Origin of the sequence: Pedobacter sp. Bi27 (assembly GCF_918698255.1) — a bacterium.
In the GTDB taxonomy this organism is placed as follows: domain Bacteria; phylum Bacteroidota; class Bacteroidia; order Sphingobacteriales; family Sphingobacteriaceae; genus Pedobacter.
On sequence record NZ_CAKKMW010000001.1, the window covers coordinates 454444 to 478328 of the forward strand.

Consider the following 23885-nt stretch of genomic DNA (forward strand, 5'->3'; position numbering starts at 1 on the left):
AAAATCCCCCCGCTTTCGCGAGAGGATTGAATTTTTAAGCGGCCTGCAACTTTTTAAAGTCGGCCTTTTCAAATTTCTCTATCGCGTAATCGAGATTGATGTGCAATTCCTTGACATCCGTCTGTGTTGGTGTATCAAACATCGCATCCAACATAATCGCTTCACAGATCGATCTTAACCCACGTGCACCCAATTTATATTCCATTGCTTTATCTACAATAAAATTTAAAACATCTTCATCAAAAACAAGCTTTACGTCTTCATAAGCAAAAAGCTTCACATACTGCTTGATCAATGAATTTTTAGGTGCAGTTAAAATGTTTCTTAAAGATTCTTTATCCAATGGGTTTAAGTGAGAAAGAACTGGTATACGACCAATTAATTCCGGAATTAATCCAAAAGATTTCAAATCCTGAGGTGTAATATACTTATAAAGATTTTTAAGATCTAAAACTGTCTCATCTTTCTTTACTTTATAACCTACAGCCTGTGTGCGTAAACGGTTGGCAATTTTACGTTCAATACCATCAAATGCCCCGCCACAGATAAATAGAATGTTATTCGTGTTTACCGGAATCATTTTCTGATCCGGGTGCTTACGTCCGCCCTGAGGTGGAACGTTTACAACCGTACCTTCTAAAATTTTCAATAAAGCCTGTTGAACACCTTCTCCCGATACATCACGTGTAATGGATGGGTTATCACTTTTACGCGCTACTTTATCAACCTCATCAATGTAAACGATACCACGTTCAGCAGCTGTTACATCATAATCGGCAGCTTGAAGCAAGCGCGTTAAAATACTTTCAACATCTTCACCTACATAACCTGCTTCAGTTAAAACAGTTGCATCGCAGATACAGAATGGCACATGCAAAATTTTCGCAATGGTTTTGGCCAAAAGGGTTTTACCTGTACCGGTTTCGCCCACCAACATGATATTTGATTTTTCGATCTCAATCTCGTCTTTATCAACTTTTTGATTTAAACGTTTGTAGTGATTGTAAACGGCAACGGATAATACCTTTTTAGCATCATCCTGACCAATAACATACTGATCAAGATGTTGTTTAATTTCAAGAGGCTTTAATAAATTTATCGCCTCTTGAATATTTTTTGTCCCTTTGGTCCCTAATTCTTGCGCAAGCAATTGATTGGCCTGGGTTACACATTTATCGCAAATAAACGCATCCATGCCTTCAATCAACATTAACGTTTCATGCTTGCCAGAATGGCAGAATGAACAACGGGATTCTTTATTTTGTTTCGCCATCTTTTTTTGCGTTTCTCGATAACACTTCATCAACCATACCAAATCCTTTTGCCTCGTCAGCTGTCATCCAGTAATCACGATCTGAAGCTTTCTCTACCCAATCATATGTTTGCCCAGAGTGCTCTGAAATAATATCGTATAATTCTTTTTTCAATTTCAACATCTCTCTCAGGTTGATCTCCATATCAGATGCTACACCTTGTGCACCTCCTGATGGTTGGTGAATCATTACTCTTGAGTGAGGTAATGCAGCACGTTTTCCTTTTGCGCCTGCCACCAATAAAACTGCCCCCATTGATGCGGCCATACCCGTACAGATTGTAGCTACATCTGGTTGTATATATTGCATGGTATCATAAATACCTAAACCTGCGTAAACCGAGCCACCTGGCGAGTTAATGTAGATCTGAATATCTCTATCGGCATCTGTTGATTGCAAAAACAACAACTGAGCCTGAATGATATTGGCATTCTGATCGTAAATCGCATCACCTAAAAAGATAATACGGTCCATCATTAACCTAGAAAAAACATCCATTTGCGCTACATTCAACTGGCGTTCTTCAATGATATATGGTGTCATGCTCTTAGGGTTCAGATTGGCCTGAGCAATAAATTTATCTACATGTAAACCGCCAATCCCCTGATGTTTAACGGCAAATTTTCTGAATTCTTGTGAATCTATGTTCATGTTTATAGAGTTTGGCGTTTTGCGATAAGCGGGTTAAGCCTAAACCAAATACGCGAGTTATTTTAATAAATATTTCCTGAAGTTGGTTAATTTCCGTGCCAATTTATCTAATTCTTCTAGATAATCATTCAGTTCTATGTCAGAAATATATTTTCTTCTTTCTAAAACTACTAAAATATTTGCATTCTCAAATGCAGAACGGTGCGCAATATTCAGATAATGAGCGAATTCCTTATTGGAAACCGAGCCTGAGCCTTCGGCAATATTATTAGATATGCTAAGAGCAGCCCCATTGAGCTGCTCTGCAAATCTGTATTTTTTATCAACTGACAATCGGTCAGCTATATCAAGTAATTTATCAGTTATTGCGATTGACAACTGCCAAACTTCGAGCGATTGAAATTTAAATTGAGCCATAACTAAATATAGGAATAGCACAGTCATTTTCAAAGCGCCTCACGCCAAACGCCTTACTTTTTATCCAGCGCAATAAACTTATCGTAATCAATATCTTTTTGCTCCAAAGTAACTACAGATTTGATTTGTTCGAAAGTTTTTAATGCTTTTACCTCTTCGAAAACACGGTTTGCATTTTCTTTTTCCTGTAAAAACTGAACGGCATATTGAGCCAATTGATCCTCAGGAAGTGGGCTTGGACTGTACATTCTAAACTGTGCATCTAATTTAGCTTTAGCTGCCTGAACTACATCCTCATATTTAATTTCGATACTGTTATCTTTGATGATTTTGTTTTCGATTAAAGTCCACTTAAGGTTTTTAGCGAAATCATCATAACCTTCTGCCAACTCCTCGTCGGTTAATTTTTCGTTTGTAGCCTTTAACCAGCGACGTAAAAATTCATCCGGCAATTCGAAATTGTGTTTAGTTAAAAGTGCTTCATAAATATCGTTAGATAATTTACGCTCAGCATCTTGTTTAAACATACCTTCTACTTCTTCAGTAATTTTTGCTCTGAAACCAGCTTCGTCAGTTACAGTACCTTCACCAAATAATTTATCAAAAAACTCTTGGTTTAAGTCTGACTCTTCTAAGCGGTTAACGTTTTTAACATGAAGTTTAAAGTTTGCTTTTAACTCAGCAGCCTCTTCTTCCGAAATATTTAAAGCTTTAGCGATTACCGCAGCATCTTCTAATGCTTTTTGGATATCGATGGTTACTTCATCATCTTTCTTTAAACCGATTAACGATTTAAGGATTTTTTTATCTTTAATCTGATCTAAACGAACAGTTGCAGTACTGGTGATACCACCTTCAACAGCAGTACCATCTGCAGCTACCTGAGTTAATTCAGTGTAAAGTACATCATCATCAGCAGAAACCTCAGGATTAGTCATTTTACCATAGCTACGACGGATATTTTTGATACGGCTTTCTAAAGTTTCTTTATCAGCTTTAATTACGTATTCGGTAAATTTATCTTTAGATGAAAGATTTACATCAAAAGCAGGTGCTAAACCTAACTCATAATCAAATTCGAAATCATCTGTATTATCCCATTTAAATTCGCGTTCATCATCCATTTTAGGAAGTGGCTGACCTAAAATTTCTAATTTTTGCTCCGCGATATAGTTAGATAAAGTATCGTTTAACAAGTTGTTAACCTCTTCTACCAAGATACTTTTGCCATACATTTTTTTAATGTGGGCAGCAGGAACCATTCCTTTACGGAAACCAGGTAATTGTGCTTTTTTAGCTTGATCTTTAATGGCTTTCTCTACTTTTCCAGTGTAATCAGCAGGTGCGATTTTGATTTTTACAACAGCATTTAAGTTGCCGGTTTTTTCCTGTGTAATATTCATTTTTTCTGAGATATAGTAAGATGTGCTTTAGACGGGAGATATGAGATATGAGATTTGAGAAAAACCATATATCGCCACAACCGGCACAGCACATCAATTTTTATTAATCAATGTTTTTAAAAACAAAACCGTTCCGATTTTTAAATCGGAACGGCCTTTATCTTGTTGTGCGGAAGAAGGGACTCGAACCCCCACGCCGTGAAGCGCCAGATCCTAAGTCTGGTGCGGCTACCAATTACGCCACTTCCGCAGTTAGGATGTTGTAAGGACTGCAAAGATAGAAACAAGATTGAATAATCAAAAGGCATCGGCAATATTTTATTGATTATTTCGATCAAAAACCGCTAACTCTTTAATTTTTAAGGAGAAAAATTTTAATAACAGAGACTTTCGCAATGATTTGTCGTGATAGAGACCATGAGACTTGTAACTTGAAACAGCGTTATTGCTGCAATAAAACATGGCGTTTGTTTATCATAATAAATTAAGCCTTTATTTCTTTGGAAAGCAGGTTCGGTAGCGTTTAGGGTAATGCAATCCCGCTGTACGCTTTACTGCGTGCCGCTCCCATCGGGTTTAGGTGGCAAGGATAGGTGAACTATCAATGGTTAAAATATCAAACGTTCCTGCGGAAACATAAAAAAACCGCTCTGATGTTTAAATCGGAACGGTTGATCTTGTTGTGCGGAAGAAGGGACTCGAACCCCCACGCCGTGAAGCGCCAGATCCTAAGTCTGGTGCGGCTACCAATTACGCCACTTCCGCAGATAGGATGTTTTAAGGATTGCAAAGATAGAAACTAAATTGAATAATCAAATCTTTGCAATACTTTATGAAGAAACAAAATTTAATTTCAATGGTCGTGCGTACATCTTTGCAGTCCCCTTAGCACTTTCCGTCATTGCCAGCTTAACTGGCAATCTTAATGCATCAGAAAGTTAATGAACCATGGGTGAAGCTTTAGGATTCGGAGATGACGCCATTATCGTAACCAGATAGGTATCAAAATTTCACTAGCGTTACATCGATAAATTCAGGTCCGCCTTCTAATGGATAGCCAGAAACCTTTTTCCCTTTTATAGTAACCTTCTTATCTAAATAGGTATCTAGATTTATACTTGCACTTTTTAAGGCGTAAGTTTTATTGTCGGCTTTTAATAAATGTGTCCCGTACTGAAACGTAGTCATGCCTAATTTTTCAATTGTTCCACTTGCAGTAACTGTAGTTGAGTTTCCTCCGTTTTTCATTGAACTGCAACTGGAAATTACGGCTACGAACAGGGATAGTATTAATACTTTTTTCATCGGATTATGATTTTTATTGTAATGGTATGATAACGGGATAACTTAACGGTCTGCTACAAATTATGAAAATTTGCCTTTAAAAGCTAATAATTTGCTTCTGAAACTCAAAAAAGTATTGCACGGCTTTAACCAATCTGCTTCCATACCAGCTAAACATTTCTCCGTCTACCAGTATAATTTTTGCTTCAGGAATGGCCGCCTGAATCTCTTCAATGTGTTTTTCTCCAAAAGGATAAGGCTCGGACGACAGTAGGATCAGTTCGCAATTTAAAGTTTTCAGTTCCTCTAGTGTAACCGATGGATAACGTTCTTGCGTAATCACATTCGTCATACCATTAACCAGCAGAATATCATCAATAAAGGTATTTTTTCCAGCAGCCATGTAGGGCTTGCGCCAAATGAGATAGGCAACCTTTTTATCAATATGCTGTTGAAGTGCAAGTGTTTTCAGATCATTAAATCCGGCAGAAATTAAATGGTTAAGGTAACTAGCTTCTGGCTCACGATCTACAAGCTCCCCTATCTGTCCAATGGTTTTCATCGCGTCATCCAAAGTGAAAATATCGCTCATCCAAACCGGAAAACCTGCTGCGAGCTCTTCTATATCACTTTGCGTATTTTCTTCTTTGTTGCCAATAATCAAATCAGGTTTTAAATCTTTGATTAAATCGATGTTAAGCTTTTTTGTTCCACCAACCTTGATTCTTTCTGCAAACTTTTCTATCGGATGGATGCAAAATTTGGTCAATCCGATAATTTCCTTATCCAATCCCAAATCAAATAACAATTCTGTTTGTGAGGGTACAACAGAAACAATCCGCTTAGGTGGAAAATTGATGGAAATTTCCCTGCCCATTTGATCGATAAAGGACTTTTGCATGTTGCAAATATAGGATTTAGTAAAGATTAGTCTGTTTAAAGGAGGTCTTTTAAAAGAACATTCTTCATTCAGTAATTTTTTACCTCATCAATCTGCAATCAACATTTTTTTATATTCTTTTGGGGTAACGCCTTTTGCGAGCTTAAAAAATTTGTTAAAATTAGAAAGACTGTTAAAACCACATATATAAGCCATTTCACTTATCTGGTGATCACTTTCGGCAATTAATTTACAGGCATGCCCAATTCTTACTTCATTAACAAAAGTGACAAAAGTTTTCTGTGTACGGTTCTTAAAATACCTGCAAAAAGCCTGTTTATTCATATTGGTCATCTCGGCAGCATCTACCAACAAGATCTCTTTATTAAAATTATCAAAAACATATTTCAAAATTTTGTCCATCCTATCATTATCTTTTAACTGATAGTTATTGGTATAGCCCGGACTCGCCAGTAACACATAATCTTTATTTTGACAAAGCAGGTTTAAAATTTCTAGCACCCCAATTAAACGGGTTATTTCTTCTGTTGCCTGAGCAATTTTTAACAACAAAGGTTTTATTTCCTTTCTGGCCGAAAAGTTGAATTTCATCCCACGTTTAGCCAGTTGGAAAAAATTTTTAAGCTTCTGGATATGCTCTGGCTCATGAAAAATATCCAGTATTTTTTCGGGATGGAGAAAAAGCGAAATTGAATGTGCATGGATATTTGGTGTCAAATCGCTAAAATATTGCTGGCTATTGTGCCATACATGAGGCAAATTAGCGCCTACAAAAATCATGTCTTCGTTATTAAAATCTTCAATACTATCACCGATCATGCGGCGCCCTTCACTCTCAACATTATAGGTGAGCTGGCATTCTTCGTGAAAATGGAATTCGGTAGAAAAGTAAGGCGCGTTTACAATCTTTATGCCGTAAACATCATTTACTTTTCCATCGAGTATTTTGGCAAAAATCGGTTTCATTTGATATAGACTATCTTCTTTACCATTCAGTTATGATGGCTATTTGGGTATGAAAAAACCAATTTACCATTTACATCTTAAATTACCAATTAATACAAATAATTTAAATAAAACAGCTAATATAACATCACTATTAGCGAATTATACCTCAGTTAATCTCTTTTTTCCTTAATAAATTAGCTATTACAAATGCTAACCAAATAACTAACATGCTTCATCATAAAATTATTGTACTAACAGGAGGTGCCGATGGTATTGGCTGGGAATGTGCAAAGGCTTATTCAAAAGCTGGTGCTACTGTTTGCATTCTTGATAAAAACCCAATAGCCGAAAATAAGCTCAATGAATTCGAAACCACGCAAAAAATAGCCATAACCTGCAATCTAGTTAACGAAAATGATGTAAAAGATGCTTTTAAAACGATCATCGAAAAGTTTGGTGTTATAGATGCTATACATAACAATGCAGGGATTGCGCATCCTTCAAAAACGCTCGATCAGACTACAGATGCTGAGTGGGATTTGTTGATGAATGTTAACCTAAAAAGCATTTTATATACCACCCGCCATGGCATCGAGCATCTTAAAAAAACAAAGGGCTGTATTTTAAATACCAGTTCGATGGTAGGCACCATAGGGCAAGATAGTCATGCTGCCTATGTAGCTACAAAGGGTGCAATTAATGCCTTAACAAAAGCAATGGCTTTAGATTATGCGCCATACAAAATTCGCGTTAATGCCGTTTCGCCCGCAGCGATTAATACTCCAACCCTGCAATCATGGAGCAAAGAACAGCCCAACAAAGAAGAAATACAACATTACTTAGATAAACTTCAACCACTGGGTAACATGCCAGCTGGTGATGTAATTGCAGATGCTTGCTTATTCTTACTCAGCGATGCTGCCAGATTTATAACAGGAACTATTTTACCGGTAAGCGGTGGAGCCGAACTAGGATACAGAACCATCATATAATCCAGATTATTAACATGATAAACAAAATAGAAATTAGCGACAAACGATTTGAACTATCAACCGGAGCCGGCAGCGATGCTATACATAAAGATCCTCAATACTCTTATGCAGTTACCAATTTAACCAACGAAAACGGCGTAACAGGAACAGGCTTAGCCTTTACCCTGGGTGCTGGTAACGATTTAGTCTGCAATGCCGCTCAGTTTTATGCTAATACCTTAAAGGGAAAAGATATTGAAGAACTGATGAGCGATTTTGGACAGACTTTTCGCACGTTATCAAATGAACAGCAATTTAGGTGGTTAGGGCCACATAAAGGTGTTGTACATTTAGGATTAGCTTCTGTAACCAATGCCTGTTACGATTTATGGGCAAAAAAACGTGGCGTACCACTTTGGAAACTATTAATCGATTTAAGTCCGGAAGAAATTGTGAATACGCTCGATCTCTCCTATCTGGAAGATGTACTCACCAAAGAAGAAGCGATTGCCATGCTGCAAAGCCAAACCGATTTCAAAAAATCGAGGAAAGCTATTCTTGATATCGGTTATCCAGGATACGATACTTCTGTAGGCTGGTTTAATTACGATGATGAAAAGGTGCGCGAAAACTGCAAAAAAGCTATTGCCAATGGTTTTACAGCAATGAAGCTTAAAGTAGGATCTGCCGATCCGAAGCGTGATATCAGAAGGGCAAACATTGTACGTGAAGTTGCTGGCGAAACCTCAAAAGTAATGTTAGATGCCAACCAGCAATGGACCCTACCGCAAGCCATTTCAATATGTAATGAGCTTAAAAATATGAATCCTTTCTGGGTAGAAGAACCTACACACCCGGATGATGTACTGGCACACCAGACTTTGGCCAGAGAGATAGCACCTGTTAAATTGGCTTTGGGAGAACATGTACCCAACCGTATCATTTTTAAGAACTATTTACAAAGTGGCTGTACGGGTTTTGCGCAGGTAGATGCAGTACGTGTAGGCGGCGTTAGCGAATTCATTACAATTAGTTTATTGTGCAAAAAATTTGGCGTGCCGGTTGTACCACATGTTGGCGACATGGGGCAGTTACATCAGCATCTGGTACTGTTTAATCATATTGCCATGGGCCACGAAGCTTTATTTTTGGAACATATTCCCCATTTAAAACAACACTTTAAAAATCCGATTAAAATTGAAAACGGAGTTTACATCACTCCACAAGAAGCGGGAAGCAGCTGTGATTTAAAATAACCCAAAATCTAACCAAATATGATCAGTACAACCGATATCGTAATTACCATTGCTTATATACTTTTTATTGTAACCATAGGCTTATGGACGGGAACGAGAAAAAAGAAAAACGAAGAAACCACCAGCAGAGAATACTTTTTGGCGGGCAAATCGCTTAAATGGCCTATGATTGGCCTGGCGCTGTTCGCAACAAACATCTCGTGTCTCCATTTGGTAAGTTTGGCACAGAGCGGATTTGACAGCGGCCTTTTAAATGGCAATTTTGAATGGATGGCGGCATTTACCCTTATTCTTTTGGCCTTGTTATTTATTCCTTTCTATATCCGTTCGGGCATTTCTACTTTACCCGATTTTTTAGAGCGAAGGTATAACCGCGCCTGTAGAGACTGGTTGGCATTCATCTCTATCCTATCGGCCATCATTATTCATATTGCCTTTTCTTTTTTAGCGGGTGGTATTGTACTCGAAACCCTATTCGGCATAGATATGTATGTAAGTATAGTGGTAATTGCCTCGCTAACCGGACTATACACCATTATTGGCGGCTTAAGGGCCGTGGTAGTTACCGAAACCATACAGAGTTTGGTGTTGATTACCGGCGCCATTATCATTACAGTTTTTGCGTGGAATAAAGTTGGTGGCTGGGATCATATGACGGCTATACTGCAAAAAGAAAATGCCATGGATAAGCTCAGTATGATACGCCCGATTGGCGATAAGAGTGGAATGAGCTGGATAGCCGTATTTTTAGGGTATCCGGTTTTGGGTATTTGGTACTGGTGTGCTGATCAAACCATAGTACAACGTGTTTTAGGCGCAAAAGACGAAAACCATGCCCGTGTAGGTTCCTTGTTTTGCGGTTTCATCAAAATTTTGCCCGTGTTTATTTTCGTGCTGCCCGGTTTGTTTGCTTATATCTTGTATAAATCGGGAACTATGGATTTATCGAGTTTGCAAACTGTTGGCACCAATGGCGAAACGGTATTAAATACAAAAGGCATTTATACCTTAATGATTACCCAGCTTTTACCAAAAGGATTGGTGGGTATTTTAGTAGCCGCATTATTATCTGGTTTAATGAGTCAAATTGCGGGTGCATTAAATTCTATCGCCACCTTAAGCAGTTATGATTTGTACAAAAGATTTAAGCCCGAAACCAGCGATAAAAAATTAGTTAGTGTAGGTCGCTGGTCGGCAGGCATTGCTTTAGCCGTTTCAATAGGCCTGTTGCCATTATTAAATAGCTATCAAAGTCTTTTCGAAGGTATAAATGATGTAATCGCACATATTGCCCCTCCTATCACCTGTGTGTTTTTATTAGGGGTATTTTGGAAAAGAGCATCGGCTAAAGGGGCGCAATATACTTTGCTGGTCGGTTCTATTATTGGGGCGAGTGTTTTTGTGGTAAACAAATTATATGGTACAGAAACTATAATCGGCAAAATCCCCTTCATGATGATGGCATTTTACCTGTTCTGCATCTGTGTATTTATACAGGTTATATTTTCTTACATCTACCCTGTAAAACACACCGCCCAAAGTGAAGCCCTCTACTGGAATTCTATTTGGGAACCCCTTAAAAGTAAAGGCTGGAGCGGGATAGGCAACTACAAATTTCTGTCGGTGCTTTTACTGGTGATAATGGGTGTTTTATATGTCTACTTTAAATAAAATTGATATGAATATGAAAAGATTTCTCTTGTTCTTCGTTGCACTAATTACCTTTTTCAGTGTTAACGCGCAAACCAAAACAAATGCCTCAGTAATGAACGATTTTATGGATAAACGGTTTGGTATGTTTATTCATTGGGGACCAGTGAGTGTACGCGGCACTGAGATTGGCTGGAGCCGTGGCGATCAGGTTCCAACAGAAGATTACGACAATCTCTACAAAGAATTTAACCCTGTTCTATTTGATGCCGATGCTATTGTAAAAACAGCAAAAGATGCCGGAATGAAATATCTGACCATTACAGCACGTCATCATGACGGGTTCTGCTTATGGCCGACTGCATTTACTGATTTCAATATTACCAACACACCTTATAAAAAAGATATTGTTGGTGCATTAAACGAAGCCTGTAAAAAACAGGGAATTAAGTTCTGTATCTATTACTCGGTATTAGACTGGCACCATCCAGATTACCCGATCCATTCTCCAAAAAACCAAACGATCGATCCAAAATCAGATATGAGCCGATATGCGCTATACATGAAAAACCAGTTAAAGGAACTCATTACCAAATATGATCCATATATGCTCTGGTTTGACGGCCAATGGGAAAAACCCTGGACAGACGAAATGGGTAAAGATTTATATGCATATCTAAAACAGCTAAAACCCGATATCATTACCAATAACCGCTTGGGAAAAGAATTTGCAGCAATGGAAAATAAAAACATTGATGCTTCTAAAATGATAGGCGATTACGACACGCCAGAACAGGTAGTAGGCAAATTAAATATGTTTACGCCCTGGGAAAGCTGTTTTACTATCTGTAACCAATGGGCATGGAAACCAAACGATAAAATGAAACCGCTAAAACAATGTCTCGAAATTATTTCGAAAACAGCAGGTGGTAATGGCAATCTTTTATTAAATGTAGGCCCTATGCCAGATGGTAGAATTGAAGCCCGCCAAACAGAACGCTTAAAAGAAATCGGCGATTGGTTAAAAACCAATGGTGAAGCCGTTTATGGCACAAAAGGTGGCCCATTCCAACCGAACAATGATTACGCAACGACCAGAAAAGGGGATAAAATTTACGTGCATGTATTAAACACCAATCTGGCCAAGCTGAGTTTAAAGGCTATCCCAGGTTTAAAAGTTAAAAAAGCATATCTGCTAAATAAACAAACCATTAATATGGAGCAAAAAGATGGCATTTCTTTACAACTTCCCGGCAACCAGTCCAACCAATCAGATTATATTGTTGTCCTAGAATTAAACGGAAACGCCGAAAACATTCCAGTTATTGAATAGATCGATGAGGCTGTATCATAAATAAAGAATTGTCATCCTGAGGGGGAATTTATTTTATAAAAATCAATATGAGTGCCGTACAATTGTTTTCTTTTTCCATACATCAGGGTCTCGGCTCGCCGCCGCCGAAGGGCTCTTTCTTTTTGGCATCAAAAAGAAACAAAAAATGCCGGCTGAAAATTTTTCTTTTGAAGCCAGTTGTGCGGCCAGAACAGTGCAGCCCGAAAAATTTGTTAGGCCGGATTTAAGTAGAACGGGGAAACAATGCTATGGCCCGGCTGGATGGAAATGCGAAAGCCGTTAAAATATTGATTAATAATATGCAAAATACGTCAATGGTAGCTTGTCGAAGGACCTTTTTTAAGGTATTAAAAGGTGTTTCGACAGGCTCTCTGTAGGAGTCCTTTGGACAACGTGACGAATTCGAAGTAAATTACAAGTTATGAGAAAGCCTCTTTATAACCATTAAAAAGCAAATTATATGCTCATGAAAAATTTAAAAACAATGTATTTCTTGGTCTTGGCTTTTGTCCTAATGGTTACTGCCTGTACACCCATAAAAACAGAAGTAAATGCGACAAACAAAGTGTTACGTTATGGCAGTATTACAGGTTTGAAACCCGAAAAGATGGCTTATTACAAAAAGTTACATGCTGCAGTATGGCCAGGGGTATTAAAAAAAATAACAGCATGCAACATCCATAATTATTCCATTTATTTAAAAGAAATTGAGGGCAAACAGTATCTTTTTAGTTATTTCGAGTATACGGGAAACGATTTTGCTGCTGATATGAAAAAGATGGCTGCTGATACCACTACGCAACGTTGGTGGAAAGAAACCGCACCAACTCAGATCCCACTACCAGATGCTGCTGCTAAAGGCGAAACCTGGAGCAATATGGAAGAAGTTTTTCACAAAGATTAATAATACGGCATACAGACAATGCTATTTAGATAAACACAGCTGAAATATTAAAGGCTGTGTTTATCTCTTAAGCAAAAGCTTAAATTAATAAATTGGTTTTAACCTACTGCCACATCTTCTTTTACTACACCATCGGCAATGTGCAAAATCCTATTTCCGTATTGTGCATTTTTTTCGGAATGTGTAACCTGGATAATGGTAATTCCATCTTCCTGATTTAGTTTTTTAAACAATGTCATAATTTCTTCTGCCTGTGCCGACTGCAAATTACCTGTTGGCTCATCGGCTAGAATTATAGATGGTTGAGCGGCCAATGCCCTTGCGATACCAACCAATTGTTGCTGCCCGCCAGAAAGTTGATTCGGGAATAAATCTTTTTTTGCCACAATATTAAAACGGTCTAATAAATCGGCAATTCTACTTGCGCGTTCTGAGCTACCTACTTTTTTGTACAGCAATGGGGCTTCAATATTTTCGTAAACGGTCATTTCATCAATTAAGTGGTAGGCCTGAAAAACAAAACCGATATGATTTCGGTAAAGTTCAATGCGTTTACGTTCATTCAACGAAGTTACATCCTCGCCCAGAAACTCATACGAACCATAAGTTGGTTCTTCAAGCATGCCAATAATATTGAGCAAAGTAGACTTCCCTGCACCCGATGGGCCCATAATAGAAACAAATTCTCCTTGTTTAATTGTTGTGGTAACCAAACGCAACACGTAATTTTTAATGCCCTTGTTTGCGTAATATTTTTCGATGTTATTAAGTTGTATCATATTTTTAGGGTTTAACGTAAAGCGGCTGGCTGTGTAGCGTAAATTTTTATCGCTAAACGCCAAACGCTACACGCAGTTCTTATTCGTATTTAAGTGCGTGTACAGGGTCGCCATTGGCTGCTTTTCTGGCCTGAATACTAACCGTTAATGCTGATACTACTAATGAAACTATTGTAGCAATCAAAAATGGGTAAACAGGCATATCAATTCTATAGGCAAAACCATCGAGCCATTTTTTAACGAGGATATAAGCAATAGGCCAGCTAATTAGGTTTGCAATTAACACCAATAGCAAAAACGATCTGTTTAGCAAGTTTATAATTTGCAGGTTAGATGCGCCGAGTACTTTCCTTACAGCTACTTCCTTAGTTCTACGTTTGGCTACAAAAGTAGAAAGTGCAAAAAGGCCTAACAACGAAAGGGACACCGACAAGATACTGAATAGCACAATCATATTTATAAACCGATTGTTTTCTTTTAAAACATCAGCAAAAACGTCATCCATGGCTTTGTATTCCATCGGATAATCGGGGTAGGCCTGCTTCCATTCTGACTGAACTTTTTTCATAATTTCGCCAGTGTTGGAGGTATTTAAACGTAACAATAAATTATTGGTAGAAGATGTTCCTCCTAAATGTGTAACCTTGTAGATGGTAGGTAAAACGGCTTTATCAAACCCTTCATTATGGTAATTTTTGATTACACCAACAATCTGAAAAACATAACTTTTATCTCCGTCCTTGATGCTATAAGACTTTCCGACCGGTTTTTTATCTATCAGATTAGCTGCAGCCTCATTTAAAATAACGGTGTTGATGGTATCTTGTTTATAGGTTTTAGCAAATAACCTACCCTGAAGAACCCTTACACCCAAGCTTGGCAAGGCATCCATACTAACGGTAACGGTATTCATATTAAGTTGTTTGCCTTTGTATATGATTTCTTCTGGCACATTAAATGCATTTCCCATTACCTGAGTGGTTGTTGCAACATACTGTACACCTGGAATTTTTCTAAGTTTTTCTGCAAAGCTTTCATCATAATTAGTCTTAATGTTTACCAGCTCCCCTCTTTCAAAACCCAAATCTTTATTGCTCATAAACTGGGTTTGCCTATGCATAATGCCAATGGCTATAATGAAGGTAATTGAAATCACAAATTGAAAAACAACCAGTCCATTCCTTAGCACAACACCTTTTAATCCGCTTTCATAACTTCCTTTTAGCACTGCAACCGGATTATAGTTCGACAATACCCATGAAGGATAAAAACCAGCAAGCAAAGTCACCACGCTAAAAAGGCCAATTAGTTGAATCAACATCGTTTTAAGCTGTGGATTGAGCCAAAAACTCAACTGAACATTAAAATGATGGTTAAAAGTCGGAAGCACAACTTCGATCAACACTACGCATAAGAATAAAGAAATCATACTCTGCAAGGCCGATTCGACTAAAAATTGAGCAATAAGTTCACGCTTATAAACTCCTAAAACCTTTTTAACTCCTACTTCTTTAGCTCTTTGAACCGATTGGGCTGTAGCAAGATTTACAAAATTTATGATCGAAACAACAAGCAAAAAGATGGAAATACCAATTACTGGCCTTAACTTTTCTACCCAACTTAGTTTAAAAGGTGGATTTAAATGAACATCCTTTAAAGGGATAACCTTTAAACCCGGTGTTTTACCATTTTTATAGATCTCATTATACTGTAACTTGCGCTGCACCAATGATTTCTTTTGGTAATCGGTATAGATTTTCAACAAACTTTGATTTAACGCGCCTGTATCCGCTACCTGGTTTAATTTTGTGTAAATCTGGCAATAATGAAAGTTACCGGCAGATTCGGGAACTTTATCTTCCTCACCGGTACGCATTAAAGCATTAAAGCCAACACTTTGGGGCGTTACAGGATCAGCAACTACTCCTGTAATCGTTAAATCTGTACCTGGGTCGTTCCGCCACATCAATACCTTTAACGTTTTCCCCAATACCTTTTCTGTTCCAAATAACTTTCTGGCTAAACTTTCTTTTAATACCACCGATTTTGGAGCATTTAAAGCCGATTCGCTATCGCCCTGTAAAAACTCATACGGAAATACCTGAAAGAAACTACTGTCTGCATCTTTCATCCCCGTAACCATAACCGGATCGGCATGAGCAATTTTAACTGAATAACCACTGCTAAAACCCCAATCTGCCGTTACGCGGGTAACAGCAAGGGCTTGTGGAATATTTTCCCTTACCAGGTTTGCCATCCGGCTATCGTTTATCTCCTGCCAATGATCTTCATTATCAGGCGAAAAAAAACTGTGTTTCTCTCTCACCTGATACACATCTTTTAATTGTGGTGACCAGGTATCGTAGCTTTCTTCGTGGTTGACATATAAAAGCATCAGTATGAAAGCTGTTAAGCCGATAGCCAAACCGCCAATATTAATGGCTGCATAAACTTTGTTTTTAAACAGGCTTCGCAGTGCGATTTTTAAGTTGAGTTTAAACATAAGGTAAATGATTTAGCGTAATGCGTTTGGCGTAATGCGATAAATCCACGCTGGCCACCAAACACTTTACGCAGGTATTATTCATATTTAAGTGCATCAATGGTATTGGCAACTGCTGCTTTATACGAGCGGATGCTTACGGTAATCAATGTAATGACCATAGAAATAATCATGGCAAATACAAAAGGCCAGATATTCAAATCAATGCGGTAGGTAAAAGTGGCCAGCCATTTGGCAACAAATAAATAAGCAAGTGGCCAGGCTACCAAATTGGCAAGAAAAACCATCAATAGAAATGAACCATTTAACATTTTAACCAATTCTAATGTAGAAGCACCCAAAACCTTTCTGATGGCAACTTCGCGGGTTCTTTGTGTAGCCACGAAAGAGATCAGTCCAAATAAGCCAATAAAGGAAATAAAAATGATCACCCCGGCAAACACCTTAAAGAGGGCTCCCATTATTTTTTCGGTTTGATAATATTCACTGATTTTATCATCCATAAAAGTAGATCCATAAACATATTCGGGCAGTACTGTGTTCCATGTTTTTTCTATAGCCCGCATAGCAGGTAAAATACTTTTACTATCAAGCTTTACAGCTATAGTGGTGTACGATTCTTTATCACTGTTAATCACAATCGGAGAAATAGGCTCATGCAAACTCATGTTGTTAAAATCTTTAACTACACCGATGATATTGCCTGTTTTATCATTGATCCTGATGGATTTCCCAATCGCATCGTTATAATTAACTACATTGAGCTTTTTTAACATGGTTTCGTTTACTACAATATCTTTGAGTGTATCACTCTTAGATAAACCTTTACCAGCAATAATTTCTAAACCAAATGTTTTAAAGTAGTTTTCGTCTCCTGTTTTGGTGTTGGCCTGAAAAGTTGATTTTACTGTTCCATTGTACCTGAAATTACTCTCGTTATTGAAATCAGAAGATGGTGCTGCACTGCAATAGCTGGTTGATAATACACCTGGAATTTTGTTGATCTGATCCTGCAAAGTATGGTATCGGGTAATTGCCATGCTATCAGAAGGAACATCAACCAGAGCTACCGCCGTAGGAATAAAACCAAGGGGTTTCTCTCGCATGTAACTCATTTGCCTTAGTACAACCAAAGTACCTATAATCAAAATAACAGTAATTGCAAATTGGACCACAACAAGAATCTTCCTCAAACTTAAACCTGCAGCATTCGCAGTAATTTTATTTTTAATGGCTAATGCGGGGCTATAGCCAGACATGACCATTGCCGGATAGAAACCGGCTAAAAAGCTTACCAGCAACACCAAAACAACCATAAACACAAATATGATGGGGTGCTCGATAATACTAAATGAAATATGATCTTTAAACAAACTTTGCATGCCCGGCAAGGCTACTTCTGTTAAAACGCAACCTACCAGTAGCGAAATAACCGTTATTGTTAAAGTTTCTGTTAAAAACTGTACAATTAATTGCCTGCGCAAACTACCCATTACTTTACGTACACCAACTTCTTTCCCCCTGCTTACGGCCTGTGCAGTAGCAAGGTTGATAAAGTTGATACATGCAGTCAACAATAAAAAAGCACCAATTATCGCCAATCCATAAAGTTCTTTCTTCGGCATTACTTTGTTCGCAAAATTGCCCAGATCTGCATTATAGTGGATATCTCTTAGCTGTTGAAACCTATGGCTTTCTTTCGAAACATTATCTCTTTTATAGTATTTAGTAATAAACTGAGGGAGGCTTTTACTTGCATCATCAATAGAAGCACCCTCTTTTAGTAATACATAACATTCAGAAGTAGAAGAAACTGTACCCCAATTAGTCGACTCTGGCCTTCCCTGATTTTGATAAGTTTTATAAGAGATGATTACTTTAAGTGGGAAAGAGCTGTTATCGGGTGTTTTTTCTATAATACCGGTAACTTTAAGGTCTACTTTGTTCTGAAAATTAATGCTTTTCCCAACTGCTTTATGCCAATTTCCGAAAAGTTTATCGGCCATCTCATCTGATAACACAACAGTATTAGGCTGACTTAGTGATTGGCGCGGATTTCCTTCAAGCCATTTAAAGCTTAAGATCTCAAAGAAATCTGGCTCTGCATAATGTGCGCTTTCGGAGGTTTTAATTCTTTCTTTTCCGGATTCGTCTTTTACTTTAATAATTCCACCTCCGGCCTGAATAGCAGCAACTTTATCAAATTGCTGCTTAAAGTCATTTCGCATCGCTGGCGGAAGAGGTCGAGGTGTACCTGCAGATTCGAAAAAATTATCGGGTGTTGTCCAACCGGTTATTACACGGTATATACGGTCTTCATTTTTAAAGTTTTCATCGAAACTTAGCTGATAACGGATAAAAATAAAAATTAGGATGCAGCTTGCCATTCCGATGGAAAGGCCCAAAATATTGATAAAAGTATAACCTTTATTTTTCCAAAGGTTTCGCCAAGCGATCTTCAAATTTAATTTAAACATATCAAGTAATTAGTAAAATGAAATCTGCAAGTGTTTATGCCAATTTTATACCAAGAGCAAAACAAAACATAAATAACTAAATATCAACCATATACAAATAAACAAAAAGAAAAAATGTCCGTTTATGAACAGTACCTGTACGGTTCCGAACGGAGAATAGCTAAGCGTTTGGGCTTAGGCGATAAATTCGCACTGATCGCCTAACGCCCTCACGCAGGTCTTATTCATATTTAAGTGCATCAACGGGGTTTGCTTTTACAGCACTGTTTGCCTGGATACTTACGGTTATAATGGTTAACAAAATGGTTAGCGCTGCACTGATTAAAAAAGGGAAAAGTGGCAGATCGATTCGATATGCAAAGGTTTCGAGCCACTTTTTGGTTAATATGTACGCCAATGGCCAGGAAATAATATTGGCTATAAGCACCATAACAAAGAATGAACTATTAATGAGTTTGAAAATCTGTAAATGACTTGCACCAAGAATTTTCCTTATTGCAATTTCCTTCATTCTACCAGTGGTAATGTATTTTGCAAAGGCAAATAAACCCAGTATTGCAATAAAAATGGTGAGGATTGCAGCAGCAAAAAATACAGATTGTAATTGTTCTTGTTTTTTAAAGAGTTTACCATACATTTCATCCAGAAATTGGTAACGGAAATTATCTCCATCCAACTTGTTAATCTCTGGCCATTGCGATTTTAAGGTACTCAGCACTTCAGACATCCTGCTTTCTTCTATTTTTAGCATAATTTCTGTTTTAGGGTTTCCGCAGGGATCATTTATTGCATAAATGGTAGGCTGTACTGCTTTCTCAAATCCAAGTGCTTTAAAATCTCTTATCACGCCTACAATCTTATATTCTTTATTCTGGCAGCCTTTTATGGTTTTACCTACAGGGTTGGTTAATCCATACTTCGCTACTGCAGCTTCATTAAGTATAGCAGAATTTGCCGTATCGGTTTTAAATTCTCTGGAAAATGTTCTGCCTTCTTTAATCTTAATATCTAATGTTTCAAAATAATCAAAATCTACATCTGTAAAACTTAAACTTTGTTCTTTTCCATCAACCGTATATTTATTTTTTCCACCATCAGAACCGTCCGGCAATGCATTGGTAACAGTAACCGATTTCACCCCCGGAATCTTAACCATTTTATCCCTTATAGGATCGAATTTGCTTGGCGAGACGAAATAGGCGAGGTTTTTAATGTACACCACTTGTTCGGGTTTGAAACCAATATCCTGAGTACGCATGTATTTTAGTTGAGAACTGATGATGAGCAGACCTATAATAAAAACTACCGCTACGCTAAACTGCACCACCAATAAGCTGTTGCGCAACCAATAGCTCTGTTTGCTGGTTTGAAAATTACCTTTTAAAACAAGTGCAGGTTTAAATCCAGATAGTACCATGGCAGGATAAATACCAGCTATCAGCGTAATAAAAATTAATATAAGTGGCAATTGCCAGAATAAAGCACTATTGGCTACCCAAATGGATAAATTGACCACGAACAGGTTATTAAATTTTGGCAAGATGATTTCGGCCATAATCAGTCCTAATATCGTCGCTGCTAAACACTGAATTAATATTTCTGTTAAAAACTGAAAAGCAAGCTGAAAGCGATAAGCACCCATCACTTTTTTAACGCCTACCTCTTTTGCCCGTTTGGTTGCCTGCGCTATACTCAGATTGGTAAAGTTGATACAGGCGATTACCAAGATCAGGATCCCTAAAACAGACAAAGCTACGAGTACTTTATAATTGGCATCGGTACCGGCCTTTGGTTTAAGGTGTTGGTTTTTTAAAGGATCAAGAAAGGCTTTTGTTGCTTTAAAAGTCTCATTATTGGGATCTTCTCCATCTTTAAGCAATTCCTTTTTATAAAGGGCATTAATTTTAGCTTCAAGTGCCTGAATATCTGTGCCCGGTTTTACCTGGATATAAGTCTTGTAGTTGTTGTATCCATAGTTTTCGCCTATCCCAACTTCTTTCATCAATGAAATGGCATCGAAAGTAATATTAGAGTGGGGATCGGCAAAAATACTTCCGCTCAACTTACCTGTCATATTAGCCGATTTACTCCCAAGCCAAATCATTTCAGGCTGACCGTTTTTATTATGGGGGAAAAGCGTTTTATAATTTTCGTTACTGAGGTAAAACAGATTTTCGGTTGTACTTTCCGGCTGAGTTAAACCGACATTGGGTTTAATGTTAAACATTTTTGCCGCAGCGTAATCAAGATAGAGGCATTTACTTAAAAAAACAACACCATGATCGCTGCTAACCGGAAATTCAAAAAAACTCATTTTCATGGTACCAACTGAAACTACTTCTGGAATTTCTGCTTTAATAGCTTTACCCAATGGTGGCGGAGTATTATTGGTCTTAAAATCAGGCAACTGTCTTCCTACTACGTAAATTTCGTTGTAGTTTGGATTTTCTTTGTCAAAACCTGTTTCGTAGGTAAAATACATGGTTACCAAAATAAATGCAGCTAAAGCAATAGCTAAGCCACCAATATTGATGAAGGTAATTATCTTGTTTCTCCAGAGATTGCGTAGTGCAATTTTTAAGTTTAATTTAAACATAAGGCGTAGGGTTTGGCGTAAAGTGTTTGGCGTGTAGCGTTTAAACGCTTAGCACCAAACGCCTCACGCAGGTCTTATTCATATTTAAGTGCATCAACAGCGTTTGCTTTGGCCACTTTAAAGGTTTGCAGGCTTACCGTTAAAATGGCAATAATTACCGAGGTTAAAAGGGCAAGCAAAAAAGGCCATGGATTAATGGTAATCTTATAATCATATTTCTCCAGCCATTTGGCAACAAGAATATAAGCTACCGGGATAGCAATCACATTGGATATGATTACCAGTTTCATAAAATCTTTGTTCAAAAGGACCAGGATATCAGAAAGATTAGCGCCCAATACTTTACGGATACTGATTTCTTTGCTGCGCTGTTCAGCGGTATATAGCGCTAAACCCAATAAACCTAAACAAGAAATAAAAATGGCAAATCCTCCAAAAATATTGGAAAGTACACTGAGCAACCTTTCGCTCTTAAGTTTTTCGGCCATGCCCTGACTAACCAGTTTCACTTCAATTGGATAAGCCGGATTTAAACGTTGACTTACCGATTTTATCGCTTCGATTGAATTAGTAAGCGATTGCTTAGGATTGAGTTTAAGCAGTAAAACCCGACTCGTTTTAACATTGTAATAATAAACTGTTGGCTGTATTTTAGAAGCAAGTGATTCGTTAGAATAATCTTGCACCACGCCTACCACTTTAAGTGGCGGATTATCGCCCCAATGGATAACAGTACCCACAGGGTTTTTTAACCCCATTATTTTAACGGCAGTTTGATTGAGGAGCAGAGATGTAGCTGTATCAGCCGAAAATTTAGGATCAAAATCTCTGCCCGCAAGAATTTTCACACCAGTTGTTTTGGCAAAATCGAAACCTGTACTTCTATAATTAATAATCGAGACATCATTTTTGGGCTTGCCTGGCCATTGAATATCACTGGTAATTGAACCACCATCTGTAAACGAGCCAGCATATTCTGTTGCAGCAATTGTAGCACCTGCCCGCTGCAATTCATTTTTAAAAGTCTGCAATTTCTGTGGCTTTGTCCACTCTCCTTCTAAATCGATCTGTACCAGCGCAGTCTGATCAAAGCCTAAGGGCTTATTTTTAAGGTGCTGAATTTGGCTGTAAATTACAATTGCCGAAATAATCATGCAGATAGAAAGGCTAAACTGTACTACTACCAGTATTTTGCGGATTGATAATGAGCCCGTTGAACCTTTAAAGCCTTTTAATACCTTTACGGGTATAAATGATGAAAGGTAAAATGCAGGATAACTGCCGGCAAGCAAACCGGTTACCAGTACCATAACAAGTAATAAGCCCCAAAATTGATAAGCATTGTAATTAATTTTGATCGCAATATCGAGCAGGTTGTTAAAGTAAGGCAATGAGACTTCAAGCAACGTAAAGGCAATTAACATTGCTAAAAAAGACAGCAGTATTGACTCTACCATAAACTGTCCCATTATTGTATTTCTGGTAGAACCTAAAGCCTTTCTAACCCCTACCTCACGGGCACGTTTCTCCGACTTAGCAGTTGAAAGATTCATGTAATTGATACAGGCGATAAATAATACACAGATGGCCAGAAAAACAAATAATCGCAACTGATCAATTTTACCCCCCACCGATTTTCCATTGTCAAAATCACCATATAAGTGAAATTTGCTTAAAGGAAAAAGAAAAGGTTCGTAGGTCATTTCTTTTAAATCGGGTTCTTTGTTTACGATGAAGTGTTTTAGTGCTGCATTTGTTGCATCTAAAGAAGCATTATCTTTAAGCTGAAAGAAGGTTAAACAGGTAATTGCTCCCCATCCATTTTCTTTTTCGGAAGGATTTTCCTGTTCAAAAAAAGCCCATGGTTGCAGAACATCAAACTGCATGCTTTGATTTTTTGGCAAATCTTGTATTACAGCACTAACTTTTAAGTCTACCCTGTTATCGTATTTAATACTTTGTCCTATTGGATTCTGGTCGCCAAATAATTTCTTTGCTGTCGATTCGCTTATCAATACGTTATTAGGCTCAGATAAAGCAGTACCTGGATCGCCATAGATAAATTTCTGTTCAAGGATTTTTAAAAAATCAGGATCTACATTAAATCCTATTAATTTAAAATTATTCCGGTTATGGCTGTATAATTTCTGGCCATTGTTCATTGAAATGCGGGCTGCACTTTTAATGCCTGGCAATTCTGAAACTCCAGCTTTGGCCAATTTATTCGGAACGGCCATCGTAGTAGCCAGCTTGCCGTTAAACTTTAAATTTAATGCGGCAAAATATACTTTATCGGCGTTTTTATATTGCTTATCGAAACTCCATTCGTAGTTAACGTACAAGAGTAACATTAAACAACAGGCCATTCCGATGGCTAGGCCGCCTACATTGATCAATGTAAAGCCTTTGTTTTTCCAAAGGTTACGTAGTGCTATTTTAAAGTTTAATCTTAACATAGGTTTAAGGTTTAGGGTGTAA

At 37.8% G+C, this 23885-nt stretch carries 17 protein-coding genes and 2 tRNA genes; 5 read left to right on the forward strand and 14 right to left on the reverse strand.

What is annotated here, in order from left to right:
• Positions 1 to 34: 34 nt before the first annotated feature.
• The 9 genes from clpX to LQ227_RS01775 all read right to left on the reverse strand — a co-directional run bounded on the left by clpX (position 35) and on the right by LQ227_RS01775 (position 6935).
• Positions 35 to 1303 carry an ATP-dependent Clp protease ATP-binding subunit ClpX gene (gene clpX, locus LQ227_RS01735; RefSeq protein ID WP_371823028.1) on the reverse strand — a complete coding sequence of 423 codons (1269 nt, stop codon included), beginning with the start codon at positions 1301 to 1303 and terminating at the stop codon, positions 35 to 37.
• Positions 1257 to 1964: an ATP-dependent Clp endopeptidase proteolytic subunit ClpP gene (gene clpP, locus LQ227_RS01740; protein WP_057932889.1), complete on the reverse strand. Its 708-nt coding sequence runs from the start codon at positions 1962 to 1964 to the stop codon at positions 1257 to 1259. The genes clpX and clpP overlap by 47 nt, the downstream gene beginning before the upstream one ends.
• Before the next feature lie 57 nt (positions 1965 to 2021).
• On the reverse strand, positions 2022 to 2381 hold the full coding sequence (locus tag LQ227_RS01745) for a four helix bundle protein (protein WP_230143949.1): 360 nt from the start codon (positions 2379 to 2381) through the stop codon (positions 2022 to 2024).
• A 53-nt stretch (positions 2382 to 2434) separates the two neighbouring features.
• Positions 2435 to 3784, reverse strand: coding sequence for a trigger factor (gene tig, locus LQ227_RS01750; RefSeq protein WP_230143946.1), 1350 nt, complete (start codon positions 3782 to 3784; stop codon positions 2435 to 2437).
• A gap of 168 nt (positions 3785 to 3952) precedes the next feature.
• Positions 3953 to 4034, reverse strand: a tRNA-Leu gene (locus LQ227_RS01755).
• A gap of 433 nt (positions 4035 to 4467) precedes the next feature.
• Positions 4468 to 4549 (reverse strand) — tRNA-Leu (locus tag LQ227_RS01760).
• 237 nt (positions 4550 to 4786) lie between these two features.
• Positions 4787 to 5089, reverse strand: a complete 303-nt coding sequence (locus tag LQ227_RS01765; RefSeq protein ID WP_215128623.1) for a hypothetical protein — start codon at positions 5087 to 5089, stop codon at positions 4787 to 4789.
• A gap of 76 nt (positions 5090 to 5165) precedes the next feature.
• Positions 5166 to 5969, reverse strand: coding sequence for a helical backbone metal receptor (locus LQ227_RS01770; protein ID WP_230147975.1), 804 nt, complete (start codon positions 5967 to 5969; stop codon positions 5166 to 5168).
• Positions 5970 to 6056: 87 nt separating this feature from the next.
• Positions 6057 to 6935 carry an AraC family transcriptional regulator gene (locus tag LQ227_RS01775; protein ID WP_230143942.1) on the reverse strand — a complete coding sequence of 293 codons (879 nt, stop codon included), beginning with the start codon at positions 6933 to 6935 and terminating at the stop codon, positions 6057 to 6059.
• A 209-nt stretch (positions 6936 to 7144) separates the two neighbouring features.
• On the opposite strand from LQ227_RS01775, the gene LQ227_RS01780 reads away from it, so the two are divergent.
• From LQ227_RS01780 to LQ227_RS01800, 5 genes are all read left to right on the forward strand, one after another.
• A complete protein-coding gene (locus LQ227_RS01780; protein ID WP_230147977.1) occupies positions 7145 to 7909 on the forward strand; it encodes an SDR family NAD(P)-dependent oxidoreductase in 765 nt (254 codons plus the stop codon).
• Between the two features lie 14 nt (positions 7910 to 7923).
• Entirely contained in the window at positions 7924 to 9144 is a 1221-nt protein-coding gene (locus LQ227_RS01785) for an enolase C-terminal domain-like protein (protein WP_230143938.1), read from the forward strand.
• A gap of 18 nt (positions 9145 to 9162) precedes the next feature.
• The gene (locus tag LQ227_RS01790) at positions 9163 to 10815 is read left to right on the forward strand and encodes a sodium:solute symporter (RefSeq protein ID WP_230147979.1); all 1653 of its coding nucleotides are present in this window, start codon (positions 9163 to 9165) and stop codon (positions 10813 to 10815) included.
• Between the two features lie 13 nt (positions 10816 to 10828).
• Entirely contained in the window at positions 10829 to 12127 is a 1299-nt protein-coding gene (locus LQ227_RS01795; RefSeq protein ID WP_230143935.1) for an alpha-L-fucosidase, read from the forward strand.
• Between the two features lie 487 nt (positions 12128 to 12614).
• On the forward strand, positions 12615 to 13052 hold the full coding sequence (locus LQ227_RS01800) for an L-rhamnose mutarotase (RefSeq protein WP_230143934.1): 438 nt from the start codon (positions 12615 to 12617) through the stop codon (positions 13050 to 13052).
• 98 nt (positions 13053 to 13150) lie between these two features.
• Here the strand turns inward: LQ227_RS01800 and LQ227_RS01805 are convergent, their stop codons facing one another.
• From LQ227_RS01805 to LQ227_RS01825, 5 genes are all read right to left on the reverse strand, one after another.
• Positions 13151 to 13831, reverse strand: coding sequence for an ABC transporter ATP-binding protein (locus LQ227_RS01805; RefSeq protein WP_215128636.1), 681 nt, complete (start codon positions 13829 to 13831; stop codon positions 13151 to 13153).
• 79 nt (positions 13832 to 13910) lie between these two features.
• Positions 13911 to 16334, reverse strand: coding sequence for an ABC transporter permease (locus tag LQ227_RS01810; RefSeq protein WP_230143933.1), 2424 nt, complete (start codon positions 16332 to 16334; stop codon positions 13911 to 13913).
• Between the two features lie 77 nt (positions 16335 to 16411).
• Positions 16412 to 18811, reverse strand: coding sequence for an ABC transporter permease (locus LQ227_RS01815; protein WP_230147980.1), 2400 nt, complete (start codon positions 18809 to 18811; stop codon positions 16412 to 16414).
• A 220-nt stretch (positions 18812 to 19031) separates the two neighbouring features.
• Entirely contained in the window at positions 19032 to 21407 is a 2376-nt protein-coding gene (locus tag LQ227_RS01820) for an ABC transporter permease (protein WP_230147981.1), read from the reverse strand.
• 74 nt (positions 21408 to 21481) lie between these two features.
• Complete coding sequence (locus LQ227_RS01825; RefSeq protein WP_230143930.1) at positions 21482 to 23863, reverse strand: ABC transporter permease; 2382 nt, start codon at positions 23861 to 23863, stop codon at positions 21482 to 21484.
• Positions 23864 to 23885 lie beyond the last annotated feature (22 nt).